The following is a 23,561-nucleotide window of genomic DNA, read 5'->3' on the forward strand; positions in this document are numbered from 1 at the left end:
TCGCACAATGAAAGCTCTTGTAAAACCCACTGCCGCTCCGGGCATGGAGATGCGCGAGGTTCCGGTTCCGGCGATCGGGCCGACGGATGTGCTGATTGCAGTGGACACAGCGTCCGTTTGCGGCACGGATTTGCATATCTACCACTGGGATGAGTGGGCACAGAACCGCATCAAGCCTCCGTACACGCCGGGGCATGAATTTTGCGGGACGATTGCGGCGGTTGGTGAGCTGGTACAGGGGCTTGCGGTAGGTGATTTTGTTTCGGCGGAAATGCACATCGCTTGCGGACACTGCCTGCAGTGCCGCACCGGACAGGCGCATGTCTGCCAGTTCGTGAAAATCCTCGGCGTGGATGGCGATGGTGCGTTCGCGGATTATGTGCGAATTCCTGCGGGGAATGTTTGGAGGCTGTCGCCCGAGATTCCGCGCGAGTTCGGCTCGCTGTTTGATCCGTTTGGGAATGCCGTGCACACGGCGCTCTCAGGCCCGATTGCAGCGCAGACGGTTGCCGTGACCGGGTGCGGACCTATCGGGTTGTTCTCGATCGCGATTGCGAAGGCATGCGGCGCGTCGCGCGTGTTCGCGATTGAGCCGAATGCGAATCGTCGAGAGCTGGCGCGGCGCATGGGAGCGGATGTGCTGCTGGATCCTTCGCAGGAGGATGTTGACGCCATGGTGAAGGCCGCGACGGATGGAAACGGCGTGGATGTGCTGTTGGAGATGTCAGGGCATCCGGCGGCGATTCGTCAGGGATTCGGCCTGCTGCGCAATGGCGGACGAGCTTCGCTGCTGGGACTGCCGTCGAGTCCGTTTGAGCTGGACATTGCGAACGCGATTATTTTCAAAGGCGCGACTGTGCATGGGATCAACGGGCGCAAGATGTATGAGACGTGGTTCCAGGCTGAAGCCTTGATGAAAGATCCGAGGATGGATCTGAGCCCAGTGATTACGCATCGGCTGCCGCTGGGGAAGTTTGATGAGGCGATGAAACTGCTGGAATCGGGCGAGGCAAGTAAGATTTTGCTGACTGTTCGAGAGTGAGTCCTCCGACTGCGATCGGAATCCACAAGCGATTAAAAAGCTAAAGGGCCTGCGCCAGGCAGGCCCTCGCGTGAAACTTTCCAACGCTCAGGGATTTTGTAAGACGAGCTGATCGGCCAACCGGAAATGCACGATGCTTTCGGCAGGGATCACGATGTCGCGATTGCCGGTCGTGCCGGCGAGGAGGGTGCCGGCCCCAGCGCCTGAAGCTCCGCCGATGGCCAGGCCCGCACCGCCGGATGCGATGCCGCCGATGAGCATGCCAGCTCCCGCTAACCCGCCAATGAAGCCGGCTGTCCGCTTGCCTTTGCCCTTTTTCGCGCGAACGGTGTCGTGGGTGTCGATACCGTATTCATAGCCGTTGAGCGTCATAGAGACGAGGCGCAACTCGAGGACGGAGGCTCCTTTGAAGTGACCACGGCGATGCGCTTCGTCGATTCGTCCACGAACAGGAGTTCCTCGGGGGATGAGGACTGTCCCCTCGCGCATAACAGGTTCGACGATCTCACCGCTGAAATGCTCGCCGGCGACAGCGTGCTTGACGTCGATGCGTTCGTTGACGCGAACTGCGAGCTCGGTGCCTGCCGGAACAGTGAGGTTATAAACGGGAGCGGTGCCAGGCTGCGCAGGGGCGCCGTTCGGCGGCGGAGCTACGCCATTTGCCGGCGGAGCCACACCCGGCTCGGGCTGCGGCGCGTTCGGACCGTATGCGTTCTGATAGGGCGCGGATGCTCCAGGCGCAGCGCCGAGCGGCATGACTACCGGAGATGTCGCGTGGGGCTTCGGTCCGGGAGGCGGCGACGTAACGGTGGTTGACACTTGCTCGGGCTGACCCGCAGCGGGTGGCGGCTGCACGGTCGTCGTTACCGTATTTCCGTTGTTGTCGACGTACTGCACCTGCTGAGGGGTCTGGGTAGCAGCGGCCTGGGCCTTGGCCTGATCGACCGCTTTTTGCTGATCGGTTTTGCAGCCGGCAGTAAAAACGAGTGCAGCGCATAAAGCGGCCGCGGAAAGTTGAGACCGGAATCTTTTGTTCATCGATGTTTCTCCTTTCGAACATCGCCAGGCGAGAGTGCAACGGCATTGATGGTGCAGCCGACGAACGTGTGAAAAAGTTATAGACTTCGTCAAAGTTGTGATGCGTGTCAGACGCAGCTACGCTGCCTTGGTGAGCAGAGAGGGTTTAGCATCAAGGAGTTATGGCTACTCTTTCTTCGACCGCTGAATCGACGCACGCGAAGCGCCCGCAGCTCGCACATCTGACTGCTCAACTGGATGCGCTGCGTGCGCAGGGCACTTATTTCCGACTGCGAGTGCTCGATGACCAGCAGGCTGCGGTGTGTCACTACGATGGGCGCGAGGTGATTAATCTGGCCTCGAATAACTACCTGGGGCTTTGTAATGATGCGCGACTGCGTGAGGCGGCAATCGCGGCGACGAAAAAGTATGGAGTGGGCTCGGGCGCGGTGCGCACGATCGCCGGCACCATGAAGATCCACATGGAGTTGGAGGAGAAGATCGCGGCCTTCAAAGGCGTGGAGGCGTGCGTTGTCTTTCAGTCCGGCTTTACGGCGAACGCGGGCACTGTGTCGTCTATTCTCGGCAAAGAGGATTTCATCCTCTCGGATGAGCTGAACCACGCGAGCATCATTGATGGTGCGCGGTTGTCCCGAGCGAAGATCAAGGTCTTCCGCCACAAGGACGTTGCGCATTGCGAGGAGTTGCTGAAGGAAGTGGCAAGCGAGCCGGGGCGCAAGCTGGTGATTACAGACGGCGTGTTCTCGATGGATGGGGACATTGGGCCAGTTGCAGCGTTGTGCGATCTCTGCGATAAGTACGGCGCGATCATGATGGTGGATGATGCGCATGCTTCGGGCGTGCTGGGCAGAAATGGGCGTGGGAGTGTAGATCATTTTCACTGCACGCAACGGGTGGATGTGCAGGTGGGGACGCTGTCGAAGGCGATCGGTGCGCTGGGTGGATATGTGTGCGGATCGCGCGACCTGATTGATTATCTGTATCATCGCGCGCGGCCGTTTCTGTTTTCGACATCACATCCGCCGGCGGTTGCGGCAGCGTGCATTGCGGCCTTCGACATTCTTGAGCAGGAGCCGGAGCGCATCGAGCGGCTGTGGACGAATACGAAGTATTTCCAGGAGCAACTGCGCGCGGGGGGATTCGATATTGGAGGCAAGTCGACCCCGGCGAGCGAGACGCCGATTACGCCGATTATCATCGGTGACGGACGCAAGACGATGCAATTCAGCCGCGCTCTGTTTGAAGCCGGCGTGATGGCGACGGGTATCGCGTTCCCGACGGTACCCGAGGGTAAGGCTCGTGTTCGCTGTATTATGACGAGCGAGCATACCCGCGGGCAGATCGACCGCGCGCTCGAGACGATGACGGCTGTGGCGAAGAAGGCGGGCGTGCTTCGCTAATTTGCAGAAAACCTATTAGGAACAATGTTCCGCCGATCGGAAAGGCACGGTTAAGGCGATAAAAAGGACCGCAGATGCGGTCCTTTTTATTCTGTTGATGTTGAAGGGTCAGTAGTCGATGCGTACTGTTTGGATCTGGTAGGGGCTGATGGGGACCGTGACTTTGTCGTTGGTCACGGTGAGGGGAGAGCCCTCGGGCGTCTCCATGAGATTGACGAGAATGGCTGATCTCGCCCCCGGTGGTACGGCTAGGGTGACGTTATCAGACTCGCCGCCCCACTCGAAGAAGCGAGCGATGAGAGCGTCGGAATCCTCGGCTTTTTTGAGCGCGGTCAGAAGGACGTGAGTGCCGTCGATGCCGAAGAACGAGTGGGTTGGTGGCAGTGTGCCATCGTGATCCGGAACCTGCATCGCATGAAGCTTGTAGTTGAACTCCCAGCCGCGAGCCATGGTGTTTGCAGTTTGCCAAGTGCCCATGTGCGGGTAGATGGCGTAGTCGAAGATCTGCGTGCCCTGGTCGGCGACGGGATCGGGCCAGGTCGGAGCGCGAAGCAGTGACAGGCGCAGTTCATTGCCAACCGCGTCGTAGCCGTACTTGGAGTTATTGAGAAGGCTCAGGCCGTGGGCGCTGTCGCCCTCGTCGGCCCAACGGAGCGCGGGGACCTCGAAGCGTGCCTTTTCGAAGCTGTTATTGCGAGTGGTGGGGCGCTGGATGGATCCGTAAGGGATTTCGTAGGTAGCGGATTTGTTCGTGGCGGCAAGCGGGAATGCGGCCTTCAGGAGGATATGCTGCTCATGCCAATCGAAGTTATTGTGGACGATGAGTTCGTCGGAACCAGCGTACAGAATGAGGTCCTGAACGAATTTTGACTTGTTCCAGGTGCGCGTGACACGAAGAACAGACCGGAGCGGGCTGGTCTCAATCATCTTTACTTCGTCGGCTTCGTGCAGCAGGGTAGGAGCGGCGTCCAGCGTGCCCGGGTCAATGTTCCAGGCGTCGTAGCTCTTTGGCTTATCGACGAAGGCCTGGAGCTCGTTGCCGCAGGAGTTAGGTGCGAGGGCTTCGAAGTTGCCCCGCTTGTCAAAGAGCGACGTGATGCAGCCTGTCTTTGGATCGACCTTGATGCGGAGTGCGGAGTTCTCCAGGATGTAGCCTGCGCTGGTGAGATCGCTGCGGAACTCGTGCTGGCCTTCGACGGCGCGAATGACGGTGTAGCCGATCGAGGGAACGCTGTCGAGCTTGAACAACAGATGGAAGGTGTGCGTGGGGAGATCGCTCGAAAGGACCTGCGACGGGATAACGTTGCCGCGCTCATCCTCGAGCGAGATCGTGTCGATGCCGTGGGGCATTTGTACGGTGACCTCGGCTACGCCGCCGCGCTCGAGTGCGAGCGGGTTGAAGACGAGAATGGGCTCGCCTTTGCCGTCGGTGTTGATGCGTGATGCAAGTGTCTTGATGGAGTTCGCGGAGATCTCGTTCGTGGCCCAGCGGACCTGGTCGTAGTCCTTCTGGGCTTCCTTGTAGATGATGCCGATGCCGGAGCCGGCGGCGAGGTCATGGAACTGGTTGAAGAGGACGTGTTTCCAGGCGTCGTTGAGTTCGTTGGCGGGGTAGTGGTGCCCGTCGAGCCAAGCGAGCGAAGCTAGCTTCTCGGCGTTCAGCATCTCCTCTTCGGCATCACGCATGTTGCGCTTGTGCGCGGTCTGCGTGGTAAAGACGCCGCGGTGGTACTCGAGGTAGAGCTCGTCGTTCCAGGTGGGAACGGAGATCTGACCGGCCCCAGGTGTTGGCAGTGTGGCGTTGCCGGTGGCGAGGGTGCCGTAGTTCCAAGTTGGCGAGTTGGGCGCGAGCTCTTTTTCGACATGCTGGAAATAGGGAAGTGCTGTGCCGAACTCTTCCTTGGCGCCGACTTTGTCGGGTTGCATCCAGTGGAGACCCTGGTCGAGCATGGTTCGCGTCGGGCCGCCGCCGTGATCCCCGACGCCGAAGAGGTCCATGAGGTCGTGCAGGCCGGGCGCGCGTTCCGCTGCTATGGCGAGGTCCTTGGAGAGCCGGACGGGGTCGACGTTCTGGTTGGCGTAGTCGTGGGGGAAGTAGGCCAGGACCTTGCTGCCGTCAGGAGATTCCCACCAGAAGAGTTTTAGCGGAAGCTGATTGGTGTCGTTCCACGTCATCTTCTGGGTAACGAAGAAGTCGATCCCGGAGCGCTTGTAAATCTGCGGAAGCTGCCAGCTGTAGCCAAAGGAATCGGGGTTCCAGCCGATTTTTGCGGTGTGCCCGTAGATCTTCTGGAAGGCTGCCTGGCCGACGAGAAGCTGGCGAACCAGAGATTCACCGTCCGGCATGTTCAGGTCGGGCTCGACCCACATGCCGCCTACGAGTTCCCAGCGACCTTCGTTGACGCGCTTCGCAATCTCGGCATTGAGGGCGGGGTATTTATCGGCGATCCACTGGCTATACGCAGAGGCTGACTGCGTGTAGGTGTAGGTGGGGTACTCATTCATGAGCTGCACGGCGCTGGAGAACGTGCGCTTCGCAGTGTCCACCGTCTCGGTCCAGGGCCAGAGCCATGCGGCATCGATGTGCGAGTTGCCGGTGAGGTGAAAGTTCGCCTGTTTGAGGACGGGGTTCAGCGTGAGGAGGGTCGACTGCGCTGCGCGGAGGGAGGCATCAAAGGGTGCCTGCTGAGCCGCTGCTAACGCGTGGATATCGACTTGGGCGATGACCTTGCTTAGAGTCGCCTTGTCTGCTGCCGTATTCGGGGCCAAGACGGGAAGCAGATTCGCTGCGGAGACGATTTCGGTTGCGAGGTCCTGTGGATCAGGGCGGTTCGAAGCGAACGAAATGCGCATCTGCGCGCCGCGGAATGTTTTGTCGTCGACGGTGGGCAGCAGTTTTACGGCGACGAGAATCGATTGCCCCGGCTTGGCGTGATCGAAGAGGGGAATCTGTTCAAGGTCTTCGCCGAGGGCGACTCGGCGGCCGTCGAAGTAGATGATTTCGGGCACGGGGCCGTTGGCGGTGGCGACAAACTCGAAGCTGATGTCAGTACCGGTGAGGTCGTAGCCGTTAAGGGTTTTGGGAATGGTGATGCGCTGGCGGTACCAGACGGCCTCCTTTCCGGAGTTCGAACCAACTTTGGCAGTAGGCCAGGAGCTGTCCGCGACTGTGGGCGATTCGCCGTGAGGGAGATCACCTTCGTGAATGCGCCAACCGGCATCAGGCAACGTGTTGAACTGCACGAGGCAGTTCACGGTGTTTTGCTGTTTTGCGTCGAGAAGAGGTGCGATCCAGTAATGATTGGTTGGCACCTTGCACTGGGCGAAGAGAGTTGACGCCGTAACTGCGAGTGCAGTCAGACAGAGGACACGACGGATTCGACGCATCAAGGAAGTTTGCCTCGCTGATAAGAGTGCCGTAGGGCGGCCACACCAGTATGCAATCTTCAGGCGCGAATGAGTAGCACTGACGTGCTAAATCTTCTGCACGCGGTGAACATCACGCACGCCGGGCACTTTGCGGAGGTTCTGCTGGAGCCGGGTGAGGTGGCGCAGGTCGACCGTCTCGATGACGAAATCGACGTGTACAGTGCCGTCGGAGGCGGGACGGGTCTCGACGCTGCGGATATTCGTGCCGTCCTCGGAGATGATGGCGGCAAACTCCTTCAGGAGACCGGACCGGTCATCGACGGTGAGGGTGAGTTTGACGGGGTAGGTCGTAGGCTTCGGAGCGGAGGCATCCTTGCCGTTGCCGTGAGCCTCGGACCATTCCACCTCGATTCGCCGGTCTGCCTCATAGAGAAGGTTTTGGACGTTGGGGCAGCTTCGCGCGTGCACCGCGACACCCTTGCCGCGGGTCACGTAGCCAACGATCTCTTCGCCTCGGATTGGATTGCAACACCGCGCTCGATAGACGAGGAGATCGTCCTGTCCTTCGACCTGGAGGGATTCGGACCCCTTGCCGAAGAAGACGCGCTTCACGGCTTCGCTCATGTGCGCGAGCGTGTCGGCCACCGGACCTTGCTCGGTTGGAGATTCCTTTGCATCGACCGCGCTGCCGGGCTCGAGCTTGTTCAGGACCTGGCGAGTTGAGTACTTGCCGAAGCCAATGCCAGCAAGCAGGTCAAGTTCACCGTGAAGGCCATATTCATGCGCGATGCGGTCGAACTCGGGCGTACCGAACTTCTGCAGCGAGACTTTATACTTTCGAGCTTCGCGCTCGAGCAGCTTGCGGCCGATCTCAATGGCTCGCTCGCGCTGATGCTCGTTGAGCCAGTGCTTGATCTTGTTGCGGGCGCGTGAGCTCTTGGCGAAGCTGAGCCAGTCGCGCGAGGGTGTGTGGCCGGTCTGCGTGGTGATCTCGACGATGTCGCCATTGCGGAGCCGATAGCGGAGAGGGACGATGCGGCCGTTGACCTTGGCGCCGGTTGTGGCGTGGCCGACGTCCGTGTGGATGGCGTAGGCGAAGTCGATGGGGCTCGCGTCCTTGGGGAGCACAATGACCTTGCCCTTGGGCGTGAAGGTATAGACCTCCTCGGGATACAGATCGATGCGGAGCGTCGACATGAACTCGTTGGGGTCGGACATTTCGCGCTGCCACTCCATGAGCTGGCGGACCCAGGCGAGGCGCTGCTCATCTTTGGCGCTGACGTTGTCTGAGGCCTTGTACTTCCAGTGCGCGGCGATGCCTTCTTCCGCTACGCGGTGCATGTCCTCGGTGCGGATCTGGACTTCAAACTGATGGCCGCCGTCAGCTATGAGCGTGGTGTGCAGGGATTGGTAGAGGTTCGGCCGGGGCATCGCGATGAAGTCTTTGAAGCGGCCGGGAACGGGACGCCAGGCGGAGTGGAGGAGCCCGAGGACAGCGTAGCAGTCCTGCTCGGTCTGGGTGATGACGCGGACAGCGAAGAGGTCATAGACCTGGTCGACAGGGACGCCATGGGCAGTTAGCTTCTGCTGGATGGAGTAAAGGCGCTTGATTCGGGACTCGACGCGGGCATGGATGTTTGCGTCGTGCAGCTTTGCTTCGATGGTCGTGACGATGCGGTCAAGGAAGGCTTCGCCTTCGCCGCGGATAGCATCGACTTCGCCGGAGAGTTTGGAATACGTGAGCGGGTCGACGAAGCGGAACGCAAGGTCCTCGAGTTCGCCGCGAAGTTTACCCATGCCAAGGCGGTGTGCCAGCGGAGCGTAGACGTCGAGGGTCTCTTTGGCAATACGCTGCTGTTTTTCTGGCTTGAGGTGCTCGAGTGTGCGCATGTTATGCAGGCGGTCAGCGAGCTTGATGATGACGACGCGCACATCGGTGACCATGGCGAGTAGCATCTTGCGGATGTTCTCGGCTTGGTGGTCCTCGCGATTTGCGAACTTGATCTTGTCGAGCTTCGTGACGCCTTCGACAATGTGGGCTACCTGCTCGCCGAAGCGACGGCCGATCTCCTGAGTAGAGACGTCGGTGTCCTCGACGGCGTCGTGCAGGAGCCCAGCGGCGATGGCAGTGGCGTCCATCTTGAGGTCGGCGAGTACCTGGGCGACTTCCAGCGGATGGATGACGTAGGGTTCGCCGGAGGCGCGGCGCTGGCCCTCGTGTTGCTCCTGGCAAAAGGCCCATGCCGCGCGAATGAGATCGAGATCGTCATGAGGACGATTGAGCCGGACGGTTGCAAGCACGCGCTCGAACCGGGCATTAAGTTCTTCATCGAGCTGCGTCGTTGCGGCGATCGAGGGCGTCGGCGGAGCGATGTTTGTGGGCAGGATGGCCGCGGGCGGCGGGGCAAAGGCGCCTGAAGGCTCGTCAAGGGAGGTCAGCGGCTCTGGGATTTGGGTCCGCGGCGGGACGGACGGCAATGTCGCCTCGAGACCCATTCCGCTGTCGCTGGGGGCTGTCTCAGGTGCGCCGATTTGTCCACCTGCCCCTGGTTTTTGCGCAGAGTCAGGCCGTTGCGGCTGGACTATGGCCATAGGTCATTATACGGAGCGGGCTTGACAGCTCCATAGAGGAGACCGAAATCGTCTACTGTTTTGGTCCGTTCTCAACCTCCGACGGACGGAGCGCCTGCTGTTCCCTGAGGGTGGGCGCAGGGTGCAGGTCCCTCATCAGACCGGCTGTCGGGCGAAGAACGCCGTGCGTCCAGGCAACTAGTTCATCGAAGGCTTCGCCGACTTCATCCTGACGGATTGTGCAGTGGCCCTCGCGGTGAACGTACTGCTGGACGAGGTTCCTGCTGAAACCAGCGGCTTCAACCTCGCGGCTGTAGAGCGCCAGTTGGTAGACGGGGACGACTGGATCGTAGACGGTATGGAGCGCGAGCATGGGTCGGCCGAGGCGGCCGGTTGGGGTGTAGTGGCGGAGCAGGTAGGCTCGGGCAGCAGGTTGAGCGTCGTAGCGACGGACTTTGTCGTTGAGCTCGTAATCGGACAGGCTGTTGGTGGCATTTGTACCGGAGTAGATGGTGTTTCGGTTGTCGAACGGATTGCCGCCTGCCCGGCGCTGCATGTCGCCGATAACAAACGTGAAGTAGGCGATGTCGGCGGCGACCTCCGCATCGGTATGGAGTCCCATGAGCGAGCGCATGGCTGCGGTCCCCTCGGGATTCTCGCGTAGCGCCGCGGCGATACGTGCGCGCTCGGCCCGGTCGGCGAAAAAGTCGGACGGGACTCGATCGAGCGGCGGCATCAGACCGGGGAAGTAGTAATCGAACGCCGCCCGGATGGCGAAGCGGCGATCGAAAGATTCTGATGTGGGGCCAACAGCGCCGCAGAGGTCCAGGCCGCCCATGTAAGGCTTTGGGTTGAGCTCGAGCGTGACCATGACCAACGCGCCGCCCATTGATGTGCCGACCACGTAGGTCTCATGAGGCGAACCGAACCGCCTAGCGAAGTACTGGCGGAGAGCCTCGGTCTCGGGGTAGGCCTGTGGAAGTGCCCAGCCGGTCTGCGAATAAGCGCTTTCGATGATGGCGAAATGGCGTTCGAACAGGGGCTGCTGGTTTCCGGTGAGGCGTTCGGCGATGTGGAATGTGACAGGCCGTTGAGCGTAGCCGTGGTAGTAAACGACCAGATTGTGGTTCCAGTCGTTGGGAATGTCTATCCGGTAGGCCGCGCCGTCGAGCATGCCGACCTCGGTGAGCCCCAGTGGGGAGCGCAACTGCTGCGGCGGCTCGGATGGCTTGTGCTTTGAGGAAGCGGCCGGATCCGCGGCGCGGGCGGCGGCGCCTGCTATGAAAAGCAGAAGAGCCGCGGCCGCTGTCCGGGGTCGTGGTCGAGGAGACAAGCTCATCGGAGGTTGCCACGATTGTACAGCGATGCCACGGCTATCGGTCTCGTGCGTCAGGCGTTGTAGGTGGAGGACGAGACGCGACCCCCACGTCCGGTCCAGTTGGTGTGGAAGAACTCGCCGCGTGGCTTGTCTACGCGTTCGTAGGTGTGGGCACCGAAGAAATCGCGCTGGGCCTGCAGAAGATTGGCTGGAAGGCGACCGGTTCTGTAGCCGTCGAAGAAGGAAAGCGCAGTTGTGAAGGCAGGCATTGGAACACCGAATTGCACGCCTTGGACGACGGCACGCCGCCATGAGCTCTGGTACTGATTCAGGACGGACGAGAAGAAGTCGTCGAGGAGGAGATTCTCAAGCTTCGGGTTCTTGTCGTAGGCTTCCTTGATCTTGCCGAGGAACTGGCTGCGGATGATGCAGCCGCCACGCCACATGAGCGCCACGCCACCCATGTTCAAGTTCCACCCCTGCTCCCTGGCAGCTTCCCGCAGAAGCATGTATCCCTGCGCGTAGCTGATCATCTTTGAGCAGTAGAGAGCCCGGCGGACGTCTTCGATGAAGCTTCTGCGATCGGCCACGGACGGTTTTGACTCGGGTCCGCGCAGGATCTTGGAGGCGCGAACGCGCTCGTCCTTGAGCGCGCTAAGGCAGCGGGCGAAGACGCTCTCACCGATGAGCGTGACGGGTTGGCCGAGGTCGAGCGCCGAGATGGCGGTCCACTTGCCGGTGCCCTTCTGGCCGGCAGTGTCAAGAATCTTGTCGACGAGAGGCTTGCCATCGTCATCTTTTTTGGCAAAGATATCGGCGGTGATCTCGATGAGGAAGCTGTCGAGTTCACCCTTATTCCATTCGGAAAATACTTGGGCGAGTTCGTCGGCGGTGAGGCCGAGGCAGTCGTGCAGCAGTTGATATGCCTCGCAGATGAGCTGCATATCGCCATACTCGATGCCGTTGTGCACCATTTTCACGTAGTGTCCGGCACCCTCTTCACCCACCCAATCACAGCACGGAATGCCGTCCTCAACTTTGGCAGCGATCGATTGGAAGATGTCCTTCACGTGCGGCCACGCGGCAGGATTGCCTCCGGGCATGATGGAAGGTCCGAACCGTGCGCCCTCTTCACCGCCCGAAACGCCGGTGCCGATGAAGAGAATTCCCTTCTCGGCTAGATCCTTTGTGCGACGGTTTGAATCCGTAAAGAGCGAGTTACCGCCATCGATGATGATGTCGCCCTTTTCGAGATAAGGCAGGAGCTGATCGATGGTCTGATCGACAACCTCGCCAGCCTTAACCATAATCATCACGCGCCGCGGCTTTTTGAGTTTTGCGCAGAGCTCTGCCACGGAATGCGCGCCTTCGACTTGCGTGCCCTTTGCTTCGTTGGCCAGGAAGTCGTCCACCTTAGAGGTCGTACGGTTGAAGACGGCAACCTTCGACCCGTGGTCGGTCATGTTGAGTACGAGGTTTTGGCCCATCACAGCAAGGCCAATCAGTCCGATATCGCAGGTTGCATCAGGCATGTTTTAGTCTGCTCTCCAAATATTTAATGTATTGTAGCGGGGCAGACGTGTCGTCAGGCGCATTGAAGCTTTACTTATAGATCAGGTGGATTGTGGTCTCTGTAACGGGACAAGTGACCTGCATCGCGGCCGTGTCAAAGCTGGGCGGGCTGAGACCTACCTTGGGGTTGTTTGAGAAGCCGAAGCCTTCCTTCGGCCAGCCGATCATATTGCGATCAAGCTTGTGATTGGAGTTCTCGTCGTGGAGTACGGCAATCGCATAGCGGCCCGGCGGAAGTTGGAGTTCGACTGTAGCCTTATCACTGCTGAAGGGATGTCCTCCATGGATGAGAGCCTTGTTGTTGTTCTCCGGCCAGCCATCGGGCGATGTAAACACCGTTACTCCGGCATCTCCTTTCTGATTTCGAAAGCCATCGATGTGCACAACCAGCTTGCACGTTTCTGAAGACGTAGATTGGGCTGCGGCTGCGTTCGGGAGAATGGTCAGGAGCGCCAGACCCGCGAGGATGCGCTTCATAGTTCCTCCTGGATTGCAAGCTATTTTCACCTGAAGCTATGACTTCATCCGATGGCGGTGCTCCGGCACGCTGGGTCCGAAGTGAAATGTCGGACCCACGGAGTAACGATAGCTCCAGAATCCATTGGCCAGGATGCTGTTGAACGGATGATTCCAGGTGGCGTCCATTTGAACGCGTGCTCCGACATGTTTAGTGAAGTTGAAGTCCGCTCCGCCGCCAGCGCCATAGGCCCCCGTCCAGTCCGTGAGACTTCCTCCGGGTGCGAGGACGTTCGAGACGGTGACAGCATAGGGATCCTGCGGGTTCGGGTGCGGCGTCGCTGTGATCCGGAAGGCGCTAAGCGCCGGCCGGATGAAAAGCGTGGTCCGTGAAAGGTGGCGGTATTCGAGCTGTACGCCGGCGGTGACCGTCTGCGTGAATGCGTGCAAAGGGATTCTGAGCGTATAGCCGGGCGGGATCAGTCCCGCTTGTGCGAACTGAACTGCCAAGGCGGTGAGTTCTGTCTGCAGTTGCGGCGTTGCCAGATTTGCCGTGAGAGAGGTGTCCCCACTTTGCACGCTGTAGTCGAAACCACCAGCAAGCCACCGGTTGACGTTGCCTCCAGCCTGCAGGTGGAAGCCGACCTGGTTCAGGCTATTCAGTCCGGGGCTGGAGAGGTCAGAGAAACCGGTGTAGATGTTGTAGCGTCCGACGTACTCCTGTTGAGCGCCGCAGCTAGCGGCCGTTGCAAAGAAGATCGAGAAGAGGATCAGGATTCGCTTTGTAATCGTGCCGATGGGGATCATGGTGAGCCTCGGGTCGAGCGTTGAGGATTCGGAATGTGAACCGCCGTCGATTTGGCGGCTGATTGCTTTTCGGGATGCGGACGTCTGGAGCTATTCGTACTGCCGGTCATTGCGCGATCGCGTCCTGCCACAGCACGCGGGTTTTCGCTTGTTCCCATGCGAGGAAGCTACTGTCGAAGCGCTCTTCGAGTGCTGTTCGACGAACTTTCAGGGTTGGAGTAAGGAGCCCGTTGTCTGCTGTCCATGGCTGCTGGCAAACAACCATGAAGCGCAGTTGTTCGTGTTGATCAAGATGACTGTTGACGCGGTCCATTTCATGTTTGAGTGCGGTCTCGAGAGCTTCGCGTTTCGTCGGAGATTCTGCTGCCGCTCGTAACTCAGGCACCAGAACCGCAAGACTGAACGGTGCAGACATGCCCGATCCGAGAACGCATACCGATTCGAATAATGTTGAAAGCGAGAGAAGCTTTTCAATCGGTGCAGGTACGACGTACTTCCCTTTGGCCGTCTTGAATTCCTCCTTCAGCCGGCCCACGATGCGCAGTCGGCCCTGTTCATCAATCTCGCCGCGATCTCCCGTGCGGAAGTACCCGTCTTCTGTAAACGCCTGCTGTGTGAGTTCCGGATTCTTGTAGTACCCCAGCATGTTCATCGGGCCCTTGATCTCGACTTCCCCTTGCGAGGAGATGCGCGTATCAGCATACGGACTTGCGTTGCCAACGAAGCCTGCGCGGAACTTCGAGGGCAACGGAACGTGTGTGATGCCGGTCTCGGTCATTCCGTAACCTTCAACGAAGTTGAGACCGAGCTTGCGGTACCAGTGCACGAGTTCGATCGGAATCGCCGCACCTCCAGATGCGACAAGCCGCGCGTGGTGAAGGCCTAATCCGTTGAGGATCTTGCTTCGCGCAATGCGGTTGAGGATGGGAATTTTGAGGAGACGCTGTAGCTTTCGCTCCGGAACCTTTTCAAAGACACCTTGCTGAAAGCGCAGATAAAGACGCGGAATTGAGAAGAAAATCGTACATTTCGAGCGCTGTAGATCAGTGAGGAATGTTTGCTGGCCTTCGGTAAAGAAGATTTGGAGCGGCATCATCAGGGAGTTCATCTCCACGATTGCTCGCTCAGCAATATGCGCCAGAGGAAGGTAGGAAAGGATGCGGTCAAGCGCGTATGGAGAGTTGCCGAGCACTGGCTCCATGGATTTGCCCATGAGGCTGAGAGAACGAAACGACTGCATCACACCCTTCGGCTGTCCAGTGGTTCCTGAGGTGTAGATGATGGTCGCGACCTCTTCGGCTGCGCGGAGTGGTTGGCCGTCGAAGTCCTTTCCGTTCTGAACGATCGTTTGCCATTCCTCAGAGTCTGAGGGAATATGGTCTGGCTTTGCGTTGGGGAACCGGACTAACTTCATGTTCCGTAATGAAGGAGCGCCGAACGAGGGGGATTGATCCAGCTCTCCCACAAAGCAGGCGACTGGTTCGCTGTGCTGGAACAGCAATGACAGAGATTCGTTACGAAGAGAGGGGAAGAAGGGGACACTGACGTGGCCTGACATCCATATCGCGATGTCCGCCATGATCCACCAAGCGCAATTTTTGGACAGAATGGCAACCCGCGAGCCGGCAGGCCAGTTCTGGTCGATCAGCCAGCGGGCGATTCGTCGAATTTCGTGCATCGCTTCCGCCCACGTCCAGCTCTGAACTTCACCGTTCCGGGGCTGGGTTAGGAAAGGTTGATCTGGACGATGCCGTTCCGAAGAATAGATCCGCTGCAGAGGGAGGTCGGAATCCGGAAATCTCACCTTTCCGAGCTCCTGTTCGTTCTCGATCTGGCTCTGCAATGCAAGCCTCGCTTTTTTACCGTGGGGTAAGGTAAACAACTTGTGGTAAAGCTGTCACGAAAAATATACAGCGGGAAGGAATTAGCAACGAGGGACGCGGAAGTCGTGGAAGCACCATGAGAGGCGCCGCCTTCACATCGTGCCATGAGCCTCTTGCGCCTGAGTTGATCCACCACCGGAAAGTTCCTTGATATGCGAACAATAGATAGCGTGACATCTTCTCGACGTCCTTGGAAAAGCTTTCGTGTGCGCCAGAGGGACGGAGATTCGAAACGGGTGGTAATTCTTGAGACTGCGGCTCGCCTATTCCTCGAGCGCGGATATCGGAGCACCTCGCTTCGCGAGCTTGCCACGCTACTGAACATTACGAAACCCGCACTGTACTACTACTTTCAGAACAAAGAGCAGATGCTCGTCGACTGCTATCGCGCGGGCATAAGCTCAATCGAAGGCCTTCTGGAAGAAGGCAAACTCGAGGGTGGGAGCGGCCTCGAACGGCTGCAGAAATACCTGCACGTTTACGCGACGGCTATTGTGTCTCATGACTTTGGGCGGTGCGTTGCGATGCTCGATGACTCCGAGTTGTCGCCGCCGGCGCGCCGTGAGGTACGTACTCTGAAGCGCCGAATCGATGCCTCGATCCGGGAGTTTATCGAGGATGGTATGGCAGACGGGTCGATTGCTGAGTGCAATCCTAAGCTTGCCGCATTTGCGGCTGCAGGCGCTATCAATTGGATCGGCACCTGGTACAGGCCCGAGGGGGGAATGACCGGCGAAGAGATCGCTTCTGGTTTCGCCGAGCTGCTCACGCGTGGACTGGCAAGTCGGAACCGCGCCGGAGGATGACGAACCCATGACATCTGCATAAGACAAGGCAAAATAGCCGGAGGCGAAGTCTTGTAGTGGGGTCTTCTGTATGCCTCTCGGCTGCCCGTCTTGTTGACTTTTTGACCGAGCGGTAAGTATTATGCCGCCTGTCCGCGAAGTAGTTCAGCTTCTCTGGACAGCGCAGTTGAGCGCATTGAGGAGTGGGAGATGGCATCGCTGGTCCGTTCGCCGGCCGGTGAATCGGGTTTTCGCGAGGGGATCCGGACAAGCCCGCGCCGGCATGACATACGCCGGGTAGGTGTCCTCGGAGCAGGCACCATGGGCGCCCGGATTGCGGCGCACATTGCTAATGCAGGGATACCCGTCTTGCTGCTCGATCTGGCTGCCGCGCCACCGAACCGCAATGCAGTTGCGATGCAAGCGCTGGACGGGTTGAAGAAGGCGAAGCCCGCTGCCTTTGCAGATGCACTCGCTGCCAGTTTGATAACAGTCGGCAACTTCGACGACGATTTGGAGAAATTGCGTGAATGCGATTGGATAGTTGAAGCAGTTGCGGAGAATCTCGAGATCAAGCGCGACCTGTTGGCTAAGGTGACAGCGCATATAAGGCCCGACACAATCCTGACAACAAATACGAGCGGGCTTCCGGTTTCAAAGATCGCAGAAGCGCTTCCTGATGGCCTGCGAAGCCGCTGGCTTGGGACTCACTTCTTCAACCCTCCGCGCTATATGCGCCTGTTGGAGGTAATCCCCACTGCCGACACAGATCCAGACGTTGTTGAAGCGATTTCAAACTTCGCAGATCTGAAGTTGGGTAAGACAATTGTCCGCGCGAACGACACGCCCAACTTTATTGCAAATCGAATTGGCGTGTTTGCGATGCTGAACACATTTCGTGTGATGAAGGCGCAAAGACTAAGCATTGAAGAAATTGATTTGTTGACAGGTCCGGTGATCGGATGGCCGAAGACCGGTACATTCCGTCTGGCGGACATGGTCGGTATCGATGTCATCTACAACGTAGCAAGAAATTTTGCGGCTGCTGGCGGAGATGAACGCTCAGATTTGGGTTTGCCGCCTGAAATCGCCGAGTTGGTGAAGCGCAAGTGGCTAGGAGACAAAACACAGCAGGGGTTCTATAAGAAAGTCCGTGAGAAAGACGGTAGCGAAACGCGTCTTGTGTTCAACGCTGAAGTTATGGATTACAGGGCCGCAGCTCGCGTTTCATTTCCGCTGCTGGAGATGCTTAAGTCGAACGAAAGTCCAGCAGAACGTATTCGCGCGTTGATGAGTGGGAATGAGAAGGACAAGGCAGCCGCCTTCTACCGCGCTATGTTGCCGGAGCTTTGGATTTATGCCGCGCATCGTATCGGCGAAGTCTCACGCACATTGCTCGAGATCGATCGAGCGATGAAGGCGGGCTTCAATTGGGAGCTTGGACCATTCGAGATGTGGGATGCGGCAGGTGTACCGGAGACGGTTGAGATAATGCGTGGTTCCGGACTCTCGATTCCTTCGGCGGTCGAGAGACTGCTCGCGACGGATGGAAGGTCATGGTATCGCGACGGTGGGAGTGAGTTCTTCGACCCTCAGAGTGGGGTCTATCAGAGGGTCGAGCAGAGGCCCGAGCTTCTGTCTGTGTCGCATTTCGAGAAGTCGAACGGCCGGCTAGCCGGAAATGCTGGGGTTTCATTGATCGATGTCGGTGATGGTGTCGGTTGTTTCGAGTTCCACTCGAAGATGAACACGATTGGACGAGACATCGTCACATTCCTAACCCGCGAACTTCGCGATGGAAGTACAGCGATGGCGAGCTTTGATGCGTTCGTCGTCACGAGCGATGCAGCGAACTTTTCCGCTGGCGCCAATCTCATGCAATTGCTCCTGGCTATTCAGGACGAAGAGTGGGATGAGATTGATTCGATGGTCCGGAGCTTCCAGGGAATGACCAGAGCGATTAAGTTCTGTTCGCGGCCGGTCATTGTGGCGCCCTTTGGTCTTTGTCTTGGCGGAGGCACCGAGATTTCTCTCCACGGCGCTGGCCGCCAGGCTCATCTCGAGTTGTATACCGGCCTCATTGAGACGAGCGTGGGATTGGTTCCCGCGGGCGGAGGCTGCAAGGAGATGTTGCTCCGGGCAATTGCTGTGGCTGATCAGATCAAAAGCAATGGTCGCGTGGACTCCGTGGAACTGCACGGAACGATCAAAACCGCTTTCGAAACAATCGCAATGGCGAAAATGTCAGCCTCCGCGTTTGAGGCGCGTTCCTTGCACCTGCTTGACGTTGCCGATGGCATTTCGATGAACCGCGACCGGCTTTTGTTCGACGCAAAGACGAAGGCGTTGGAAATGATTCGGACTGGATATTCGGCGCCGGTGCCGAAAAAAGATATTGCAGCACCTGGCGGTTCGGTACTAGCCACACTAAAGCTGGGAGTCTACCTAATGCGCGAGGGTGAGTTCATCACTGAGCATGACGTGAAGGTCGCGAATCACGTCGCAAGAATACTCGCAGCGGGCGAAGTGAGTGCCGGGACACAGGTCACGGAAGATTACTTGTTGGATCTTGAGCGCGAAGCGTTCCTGTCGCTTTGTGGGGAGCCAAAAACTGCGGAGCGCATCGGTTACACGCTCAAGACTGGCAAGCCGCTGCGGAATTGAGGATTTGTCCATGAGGGAAGCAGTTATTGTCAGTGTTGTCAGAACCGCGGTCGGGAAAGCGCCAAAGGGAACTCTCAGAAATACCCGTCCGGATGATCTGGGGGCGATCGTCGTTAGAGGTGCACTCGCACGTGTGCCGGCGCTCGACCCGAAGGAAATTGACGATGTGATTATCGGTTGCGCGATGCCAGAAGGTGAGCAGGGAATGAATATCGCGCGTGTCATCTCTTTTCGTGCTGGACTTCCTAACGAACCGGCGGCGATGACGATCAATCGCTACTGTGCATCCGGACTGCAATCGATCGCGCTCGCGGCCGAGAGAATTCGCGGCGGCGCCGCTGACGCGATCGTAGCGGGGGGTGCTGAATCGATGTCGTACGTTCCCATGGGGGGAAATAAAGTTTCTGCGAATCCATGGCTGGTTGAGAACCATCCTGGCTCGTACATGTCGATGGGTCTTACGGCGGAACGTGTAGCAAAACATTACGGGATTACACGTGAGGACTCGGACCAGTTTGCCTACGAAAGCCATCGCAAGGCTGTTTCGGCTATCAAAGCCGGAGCTTTTCGAGACGAGATTATTCCGGTGCCCGTCACTACCACGGCCCTGAACGAGAGTGGCGAACCAATCGAGAAAAGCAATGACTTCATGGTTGATGAAGGTCCCCGATTGGATACGTCGATTGAAGCGCTCGCAAAGCTTCGTCCAGCGTTTCATGCGAACGGCATCGTGACGGCAGGGAATAGCTCGCAGATGTCCGACGGCGCTGCGGCGGCAGTTGTCATGTCGGAGGATCGTGCCAAGGCACTGTGTTTATCGCCTCTGGCCCGCTTTGTAGCGTTCGCTTATGCCGGCTGTGCACCTGAAGAGATGGGCATAGGCCCTGTTTATGCCATTCCGAAGGCATTGAAAATGGCGGGTCTCAGCTTGGATGACATCGATTTGATCGAGCTCAATGAAGCCTTTGCCGCCCAGTCGCTGGCAGTCATCAAGACCCTTTCCCTCGATAGAAGAAAAATCAACATCAATGGTGGAGCGATCGCGCTCGGCCATCCACTGGGATGCACAGGCGCGAAGCTAACGGCTACCCTGCTTGGTGAGTTGAAGCGGCGCAAGGGCCGCTACGGCATGGTGACCATGTGTGTGGGCGGAGGAATGGGAGCAGCGGGCATATTCGAGAATCTGCAGAACTAGGAGCGGGGGGACCAATGGGGACAGGGCTAGCAGCCGTCGACAGAAAGCCAGTGACCGGGGGCAGTTTCCTGATTGAGGATCTGACTCCAGCGGAGGTCTTTACTACGGAGGATCTTTCGCTGGAGCAACGGCAGATAGTCGAGACAACAACTCAGTTTGCAGAAAACAGAATCGCCACTCAGATTGCAGAGATCGAGAGTAAGCATTTTGAGGTAAGCCGAACTCTCATGCGAGAGGCTGGCGAACTCGGATTACTGGGCGTCGATGTACCGGAGGAGTATGGCGGTGTCGAACTCGACAAGATTACGTCGGCCCTCGTTGTAGACCACATTTCTGTTTCAGGAAGTTTTTCTGTAACATTCAGCGCCCATACAGGCATCGGAACTCTTCCGATCGTTTGGTATGGAACGAACGAGCAGAAGAAGAAATATCTGCCGAAGCTAGCATCGGGCGAGTGGATTGCAGCATACGCGCTCTCGGAGGCGTCGGCCGGCTCCGACGCAATGAACATTCGGACCACTGCAAGACTCACAGCCGATGGGAAGCACTACCTGCTCAACGGCGAAAAAATGTGGATCTCCAACGCCGGGCTGGCAGACCTGTTTACGATATTCGCGAAGATCGATGGGGAGCAGTTTTCGGCTTTTCTCGTAGAAGCTGGAACGCCAGGGATGACCATTGGTCAGGAGGAACACAAGCTCGGAATTCGCGGTTCTTCCACCTGTCCAGTCGTGTTGAACGACTGCAGAGTGCCGGTCGAGAATCTACTTGGCGAGGCAGGTAAGGGCCATCACATTGCTTTCAACATTTTGAATGTCGGCCGTTACAAGCTGGGGGCCGCCGCAGTTGGAGGTGCGCGCGGTATCTTGCGCGATGGAATTCGTTACGCAAAGGATCGAGTTGCCTTTGGAAAACCGATCGCGTCGTTCGGTCTCGTTCAGAAGAAAATTGCCGAATGTGCTGCGGACGTCTTTGCAGGGGAAGCCGCTGCGACGCGAATTGTGGGCGCGATTGATGATGCGCTCTCGAGTCTCGATAAGACCTCATCAACGTATTCTCAAGAAGTACAGAAGGGCATTGAGGAGTTCGCAGTAGAGTGCTCCATTTTGAAGGTCTGGGGATCAGAGATGGTCGGGCGGGTCACAGACGAAGTTTTGCAGATCTACGGCGGGTATGGCTACGTTGAGGAGTTTCCCGCTGAGCGAGCCTACCGCGACGCCCGGATTCATCGCATATTCGAAGGAACGAACGAGATCAATCGGCTGATCATCACAGGCTGGATCATCAAGCGCGCAATGCAGGGCAAGCTTCGGTTGATGCCTGCGATCCAGAAGGTCATGGACGAAGTGATGAACAGAAACGACGGACGGGCTTCGTCCGATGGGCCCTTGGCGGAGGAGCACGCAGTCTTAGCGAGTGCGAAGAAGGTTGGGCTCTTCTGCGCCGGAGTGGCAACGCAGCGGTTCGGCATGCAACTTGCCGATCAACAAGAAATCATGGGCGACCTCGCCGACATTCTGATCGAAGTTCTTGTGCTCGAATCCGCAATTCTGCGGGCCGAAAAGATGCAACTCAACAAACCATTGGGACCAAAGCTCGCGAAGTACTATTCCATCCGCTCATTCAACGTCATTCGGAATGCGGCTGAGCGGGTCATTGGCGCGGCAGCCGAAGGCGACATGCTTCAGACGTCTTCGGCGATGCTGCGTCGATTGACCAGGCATGAGCCGGTGAACATGGCCGTGCTCGGGCGCGAAATCGCCGCAGCGATGATCGACGCAGGACGTTACGCAATCTGAATAGCAGCCGTGCCCCTTGAGGTCGCTGCTTAGGTGAGAGCGCGATCCAAGTGGGCGTAACCACCGTCGACAAGGATATGTTGACCAGTTGTGTGAGCGCTTTGCGTCGGAGAGAGCAGAAATACAACCATCGCAGCAATTTCTGCCGGTTCCGTCATCCTATGACCAAGCGGAATGCGTTGCCTTATCTCGGACAGTGCTTTCTCGGGGTCATCTCGCAAGCTGATCCAGCGTTTGTAGAGCGGAGTCATCACCTCGGCGGGTAAAACTGCATTCACACGAACACCAAACGCCGCAAGCTCAGCCGCCCACTCGCGCGTCAAAGCAAGTTGGGCTCCCTTTGCTGCTGCATACCCGGAAGTCCCGCCCTGGCCAGTCAGGGCGACCTTCGAACTAATATTTACGATGGAGCCTCGCGAACGCTTCAGCATGGGAAGTGCATAGTGTGCCATCGCGTAGTAGTGGACAAGGTTCTGGTGCAGGCTCGCGACAAACCGCTCAGGTGTTCCAGTTTCGAGCCCAACTACGTCGTTGGTCCCGGCGTTGTTCACGAGGCCCATCAAGCTACCGTACTGCTTTTCGACGTAACGAACTGCGCTCTGGCATTGATTGGGGTCGCTCAGATCGGCTTCGAAGAAGTCGCATCGTTCACCCGTTTGCTTGAATTCAGCGATAAGCGCCGAGAATTCATCAGACGTGCGGTTCACGACGACAGCTATCGCGCCCTCCTGAAGACAGAGCCTAGTGATAGCCTCGCCGATGCCGGCACCGCCGCCAGTCACAATAACGACTTGGTCTTTGAGTCCTAGGTCCACAGAGTTCCTTAACGAAGATTGAAGTAGCCCCCATCAAGGGGGATATCCGCGCCGGTAATAAATGACGCCTCATCAGAGCACAAGTAGTGTGCCAGAGCGGCCACTTCGTCCGGAGTGCCCATCCGACCGATCGGTTGCGACTCGGACAGCGCCTTCATTTTCTCGGATTCCTGACCTGGATAGTTCTTGGTCAGAAATCCATCTACGAACGGAGTGTGCACACGCGCCGGCGAGATGCAGTTGCACCGTATCCCGTGCGCGATGTAATCCTTCGCGACTGAGAGAGTCATCGACAACACGGCTCCTTTCGTCATGGAATAGGCGAATCGATCGCTGATGCCGCGCGTTGCAGCAATGGAGGCGATGTTCAGTATGCTTCCTCGTTGTGCCGTCGTCATTCCGTCAATCACTGCACGCATGCACAGGTAGGTTCCTCGAATGTTGACTGCAAAGAGCCTGTCCATATCCTCAGGAGTTGTTGAGGAGAGATTTCCGATGTGTGCGATGCCTGCGCAGTTGACAAGAATGTCGACAGGAGCGTCCACGCTCCGAAACACCTCAGCCACGCTCGCTGGACTGCTGACGTCGCAACAATGCGGAGTCGCTGCGTCGCCCCCGCTAGCAATCAGGTGCGCGGCTTCGTCGAGCTTACCGGCGTCGAGATCGAGCAAGTGCACGGCAGCTCCATATTCGGCGAATCTCTTTGCGATAGCCAAGCCGATCCCGCTCGCCGCGCCTGTGATCACCGCGATCCGACTTGTAAGACTCAGCTTGGACAATCCCATCGCTCCTATTCGGTTCAACTCGTTTGCCTCACCTCTTTGTAGGGGAGTCACCGAGATGATGT

The 23,561-nt window shown here is 58.1% G+C and carries 16 protein-coding genes; 6 read left to right on the top strand and 10 right to left on the bottom strand.

What is annotated here, in order from left to right; all coding sequences use genetic code 11:
• The first annotated feature begins 7 nt into the window (after positions 1-7).
• A complete protein-coding gene (tdh, locus tag VGU25_16920; protein ID HEV2578890.1) occupies positions 8-1,042 on the top strand; it encodes an L-threonine 3-dehydrogenase in 1,035 nt (344 codons plus the stop codon).
• Positions 1,043-1,129: 87 nt separating this feature from the next.
• On the opposite strand, the gene VGU25_16925 is transcribed toward tdh, so the two are convergent.
• Positions 1,130-2,080: a hypothetical protein gene (locus tag VGU25_16925; protein HEV2578891.1), complete on the bottom strand. Its 951-nt coding sequence runs from the start codon at positions 2,078-2,080 to the stop codon at positions 1,130-1,132.
• Between the two features lie 161 nt (positions 2,081-2,241).
• Between VGU25_16925 and VGU25_16930 the strand changes: the two genes are divergently transcribed.
• On the top strand, positions 2,242-3,480 hold the full coding sequence (locus VGU25_16930) for a glycine C-acetyltransferase (GenBank protein HEV2578892.1): 1,239 nt from the start codon (positions 2,242-2,244) through the stop codon (positions 3,478-3,480).
• A gap of 108 nt (positions 3,481-3,588) precedes the next feature.
• On the opposite strand, the gene VGU25_16935 is transcribed toward VGU25_16930, so the two are convergent.
• The 7 genes from VGU25_16935 to VGU25_16965 all read right to left on the bottom strand — a co-directional run bounded on the left by VGU25_16935 (position 3,589) and on the right by VGU25_16965 (position 15,377).
• A complete protein-coding gene (locus tag VGU25_16935) occupies positions 3,589-6,867 on the bottom strand; it encodes a glycoside hydrolase family 38 C-terminal domain-containing protein (protein ID HEV2578893.1) in 3,279 nt (1,092 codons plus the stop codon).
• Positions 6,868-6,954: 87 nt separating this feature from the next.
• Positions 6,955-9,345 (bottom strand): bifunctional (p)ppGpp synthetase/guanosine-3',5'-bis(diphosphate) 3'-pyrophosphohydrolase, encoded by a 2,391-nt coding sequence (locus VGU25_16940; GenBank protein HEV2578894.1) that lies wholly within the window; start codon positions 9,343-9,345, stop codon positions 6,955-6,957.
• 148 nt (positions 9,346-9,493) lie between these two features.
• The gene (locus VGU25_16945; protein HEV2578895.1) at positions 9,494-10,759 is read right to left on the bottom strand and encodes an alpha/beta hydrolase; all 1,266 of its coding nucleotides are present in this window, start codon (positions 10,757-10,759) and stop codon (positions 9,494-9,496) included.
• 50 nt (positions 10,760-10,809) lie between these two features.
• The gene (gnd, locus tag VGU25_16950; protein ID HEV2578896.1) at positions 10,810-12,270 is read right to left on the bottom strand and encodes a decarboxylating NADP(+)-dependent phosphogluconate dehydrogenase; all 1,461 of its coding nucleotides are present in this window, start codon (positions 12,268-12,270) and stop codon (positions 10,810-10,812) included.
• A 70-nt stretch (positions 12,271-12,340) separates the two neighbouring features.
• Entirely contained in the window at positions 12,341-12,787 is a 447-nt protein-coding gene (locus VGU25_16955; GenBank protein HEV2578897.1) for a DUF2141 domain-containing protein, read from the bottom strand.
• Between the two features lie 36 nt (positions 12,788-12,823).
• Positions 12,824-13,573, bottom strand: a complete 750-nt coding sequence (locus tag VGU25_16960; GenBank protein HEV2578898.1) for a hypothetical protein — start codon at positions 13,571-13,573, stop codon at positions 12,824-12,826.
• A gap of 106 nt (positions 13,574-13,679) precedes the next feature.
• Positions 13,680-15,377 (bottom strand): AMP-binding protein, encoded by a 1,698-nt coding sequence (locus tag VGU25_16965; GenBank protein ID HEV2578899.1) that lies wholly within the window; start codon positions 15,375-15,377, stop codon positions 13,680-13,682.
• 315 nt (positions 15,378-15,692) lie between these two features.
• Here VGU25_16965 and VGU25_16970 point away from each other — a divergent pair, with 315 nt between their 5' ends.
• The 4 genes from VGU25_16970 to VGU25_16985 all read left to right on the top strand — a co-directional run bounded on the left by VGU25_16970 (position 15,693) and on the right by VGU25_16985 (position 21,899).
• Positions 15,693-16,262, top strand: coding sequence for a TetR/AcrR family transcriptional regulator (locus VGU25_16970; GenBank protein ID HEV2578900.1), 570 nt, complete (start codon positions 15,693-15,695; stop codon positions 16,260-16,262).
• A gap of 189 nt (positions 16,263-16,451) precedes the next feature.
• The gene (locus VGU25_16975; GenBank protein HEV2578901.1) at positions 16,452-18,905 is read left to right on the top strand and encodes a 3-hydroxyacyl-CoA dehydrogenase NAD-binding domain-containing protein; all 2,454 of its coding nucleotides are present in this window, start codon (positions 16,452-16,454) and stop codon (positions 18,903-18,905) included.
• A 10-nt stretch (positions 18,906-18,915) separates the two neighbouring features.
• Positions 18,916-20,100, top strand: coding sequence for an acetyl-CoA C-acyltransferase (locus VGU25_16980; GenBank protein ID HEV2578902.1), 1,185 nt, complete (start codon positions 18,916-18,918; stop codon positions 20,098-20,100).
• A 14-nt stretch (positions 20,101-20,114) separates the two neighbouring features.
• A complete protein-coding gene (locus VGU25_16985; GenBank protein HEV2578903.1) occupies positions 20,115-21,899 on the top strand; it encodes an acyl-CoA dehydrogenase family protein in 1,785 nt (594 codons plus the stop codon).
• Positions 21,900-21,928: 29 nt separating this feature from the next.
• On the opposite strand, the gene VGU25_16990 is transcribed toward VGU25_16985, so the two are convergent.
• Positions 21,929-22,714 (bottom strand): SDR family oxidoreductase, encoded by a 786-nt coding sequence (locus VGU25_16990; protein HEV2578904.1) that lies wholly within the window; start codon positions 22,712-22,714, stop codon positions 21,929-21,931.
• A gap of 8 nt (positions 22,715-22,722) precedes the next feature.
• Entirely contained in the window at positions 22,723-23,499 is a 777-nt protein-coding gene (locus VGU25_16995; GenBank protein ID HEV2578905.1) for an SDR family oxidoreductase, read from the bottom strand.
• Positions 23,500-23,561: the final 62 nt, after the last annotated feature.

Source organism: Acidobacteriaceae bacterium (assembly GCA_035944135.1).
Taxonomy (GTDB): domain Bacteria; phylum Acidobacteriota; class Terriglobia; order Terriglobales; family Acidobacteriaceae; genus Granulicella.

Bases quoted from the DNA above. Each gene is read 5' to 3' on its own strand.
- tdh (HEV2578890.1), top strand. From the start codon at position 8: ATGAAAGCTCTTGTAAAACCCACTGCCGCTCCGGGCATGGAGATGCGC.
- VGU25_16940 (HEV2578894.1), bottom strand. From the start codon at position 9,345: ATGGGTCTCGAGGCGACATTGCCGTCCGTCCCGCCGCGGACCCAAATC.
- VGU25_16925 (HEV2578891.1), bottom strand. From the start codon at position 2,080: ATGAACAAAAGATTCCGGTCTCAACTTTCCGCGGCCGCTTTATGCGCT.
- VGU25_16945 (HEV2578895.1), bottom strand. From the start codon at position 10,759: ATGAGCTTGTCTCCTCGACCACGACCCCGGACAGCGGCCGCGGCTCTT.
- VGU25_16985 (HEV2578903.1), top strand. From the start codon at position 20,115: ATGGGGACAGGGCTAGCAGCCGTCGACAGAAAGCCAGTGACCGGGGGC.
- VGU25_16960 (HEV2578898.1), bottom strand. From the start codon at position 13,573: ATGATCCCCATCGGCACGATTACAAAGCGAATCCTGATCCTCTTCTCG.
- VGU25_16955 (HEV2578897.1), bottom strand. From the start codon at position 12,787: ATGAAGCGCATCCTCGCGGGTCTGGCGCTCCTGACCATTCTCCCGAAC.
- VGU25_16930 (HEV2578892.1), top strand. From the start codon at position 2,242: ATGGCTACTCTTTCTTCGACCGCTGAATCGACGCACGCGAAGCGCCCG.
- VGU25_16980 (HEV2578902.1), top strand. From the start codon at position 18,916: ATGAGGGAAGCAGTTATTGTCAGTGTTGTCAGAACCGCGGTCGGGAAA.
- VGU25_16935 (HEV2578893.1), bottom strand. From the start codon at position 6,867: ATGCGTCGAATCCGTCGTGTCCTCTGTCTGACTGCACTCGCAGTTACG.
- gnd (HEV2578896.1), bottom strand. From the start codon at position 12,270: ATGCCTGATGCAACCTGCGATATCGGACTGATTGGCCTTGCTGTGATG.
- VGU25_16975 (HEV2578901.1), top strand. From the start codon at position 16,452: ATGGCATCGCTGGTCCGTTCGCCGGCCGGTGAATCGGGTTTTCGCGAG.
- VGU25_16995 (HEV2578905.1), bottom strand. From the start codon at position 23,499: ATGGGATTGTCCAAGCTGAGTCTTACAAGTCGGATCGCGGTGATCACA.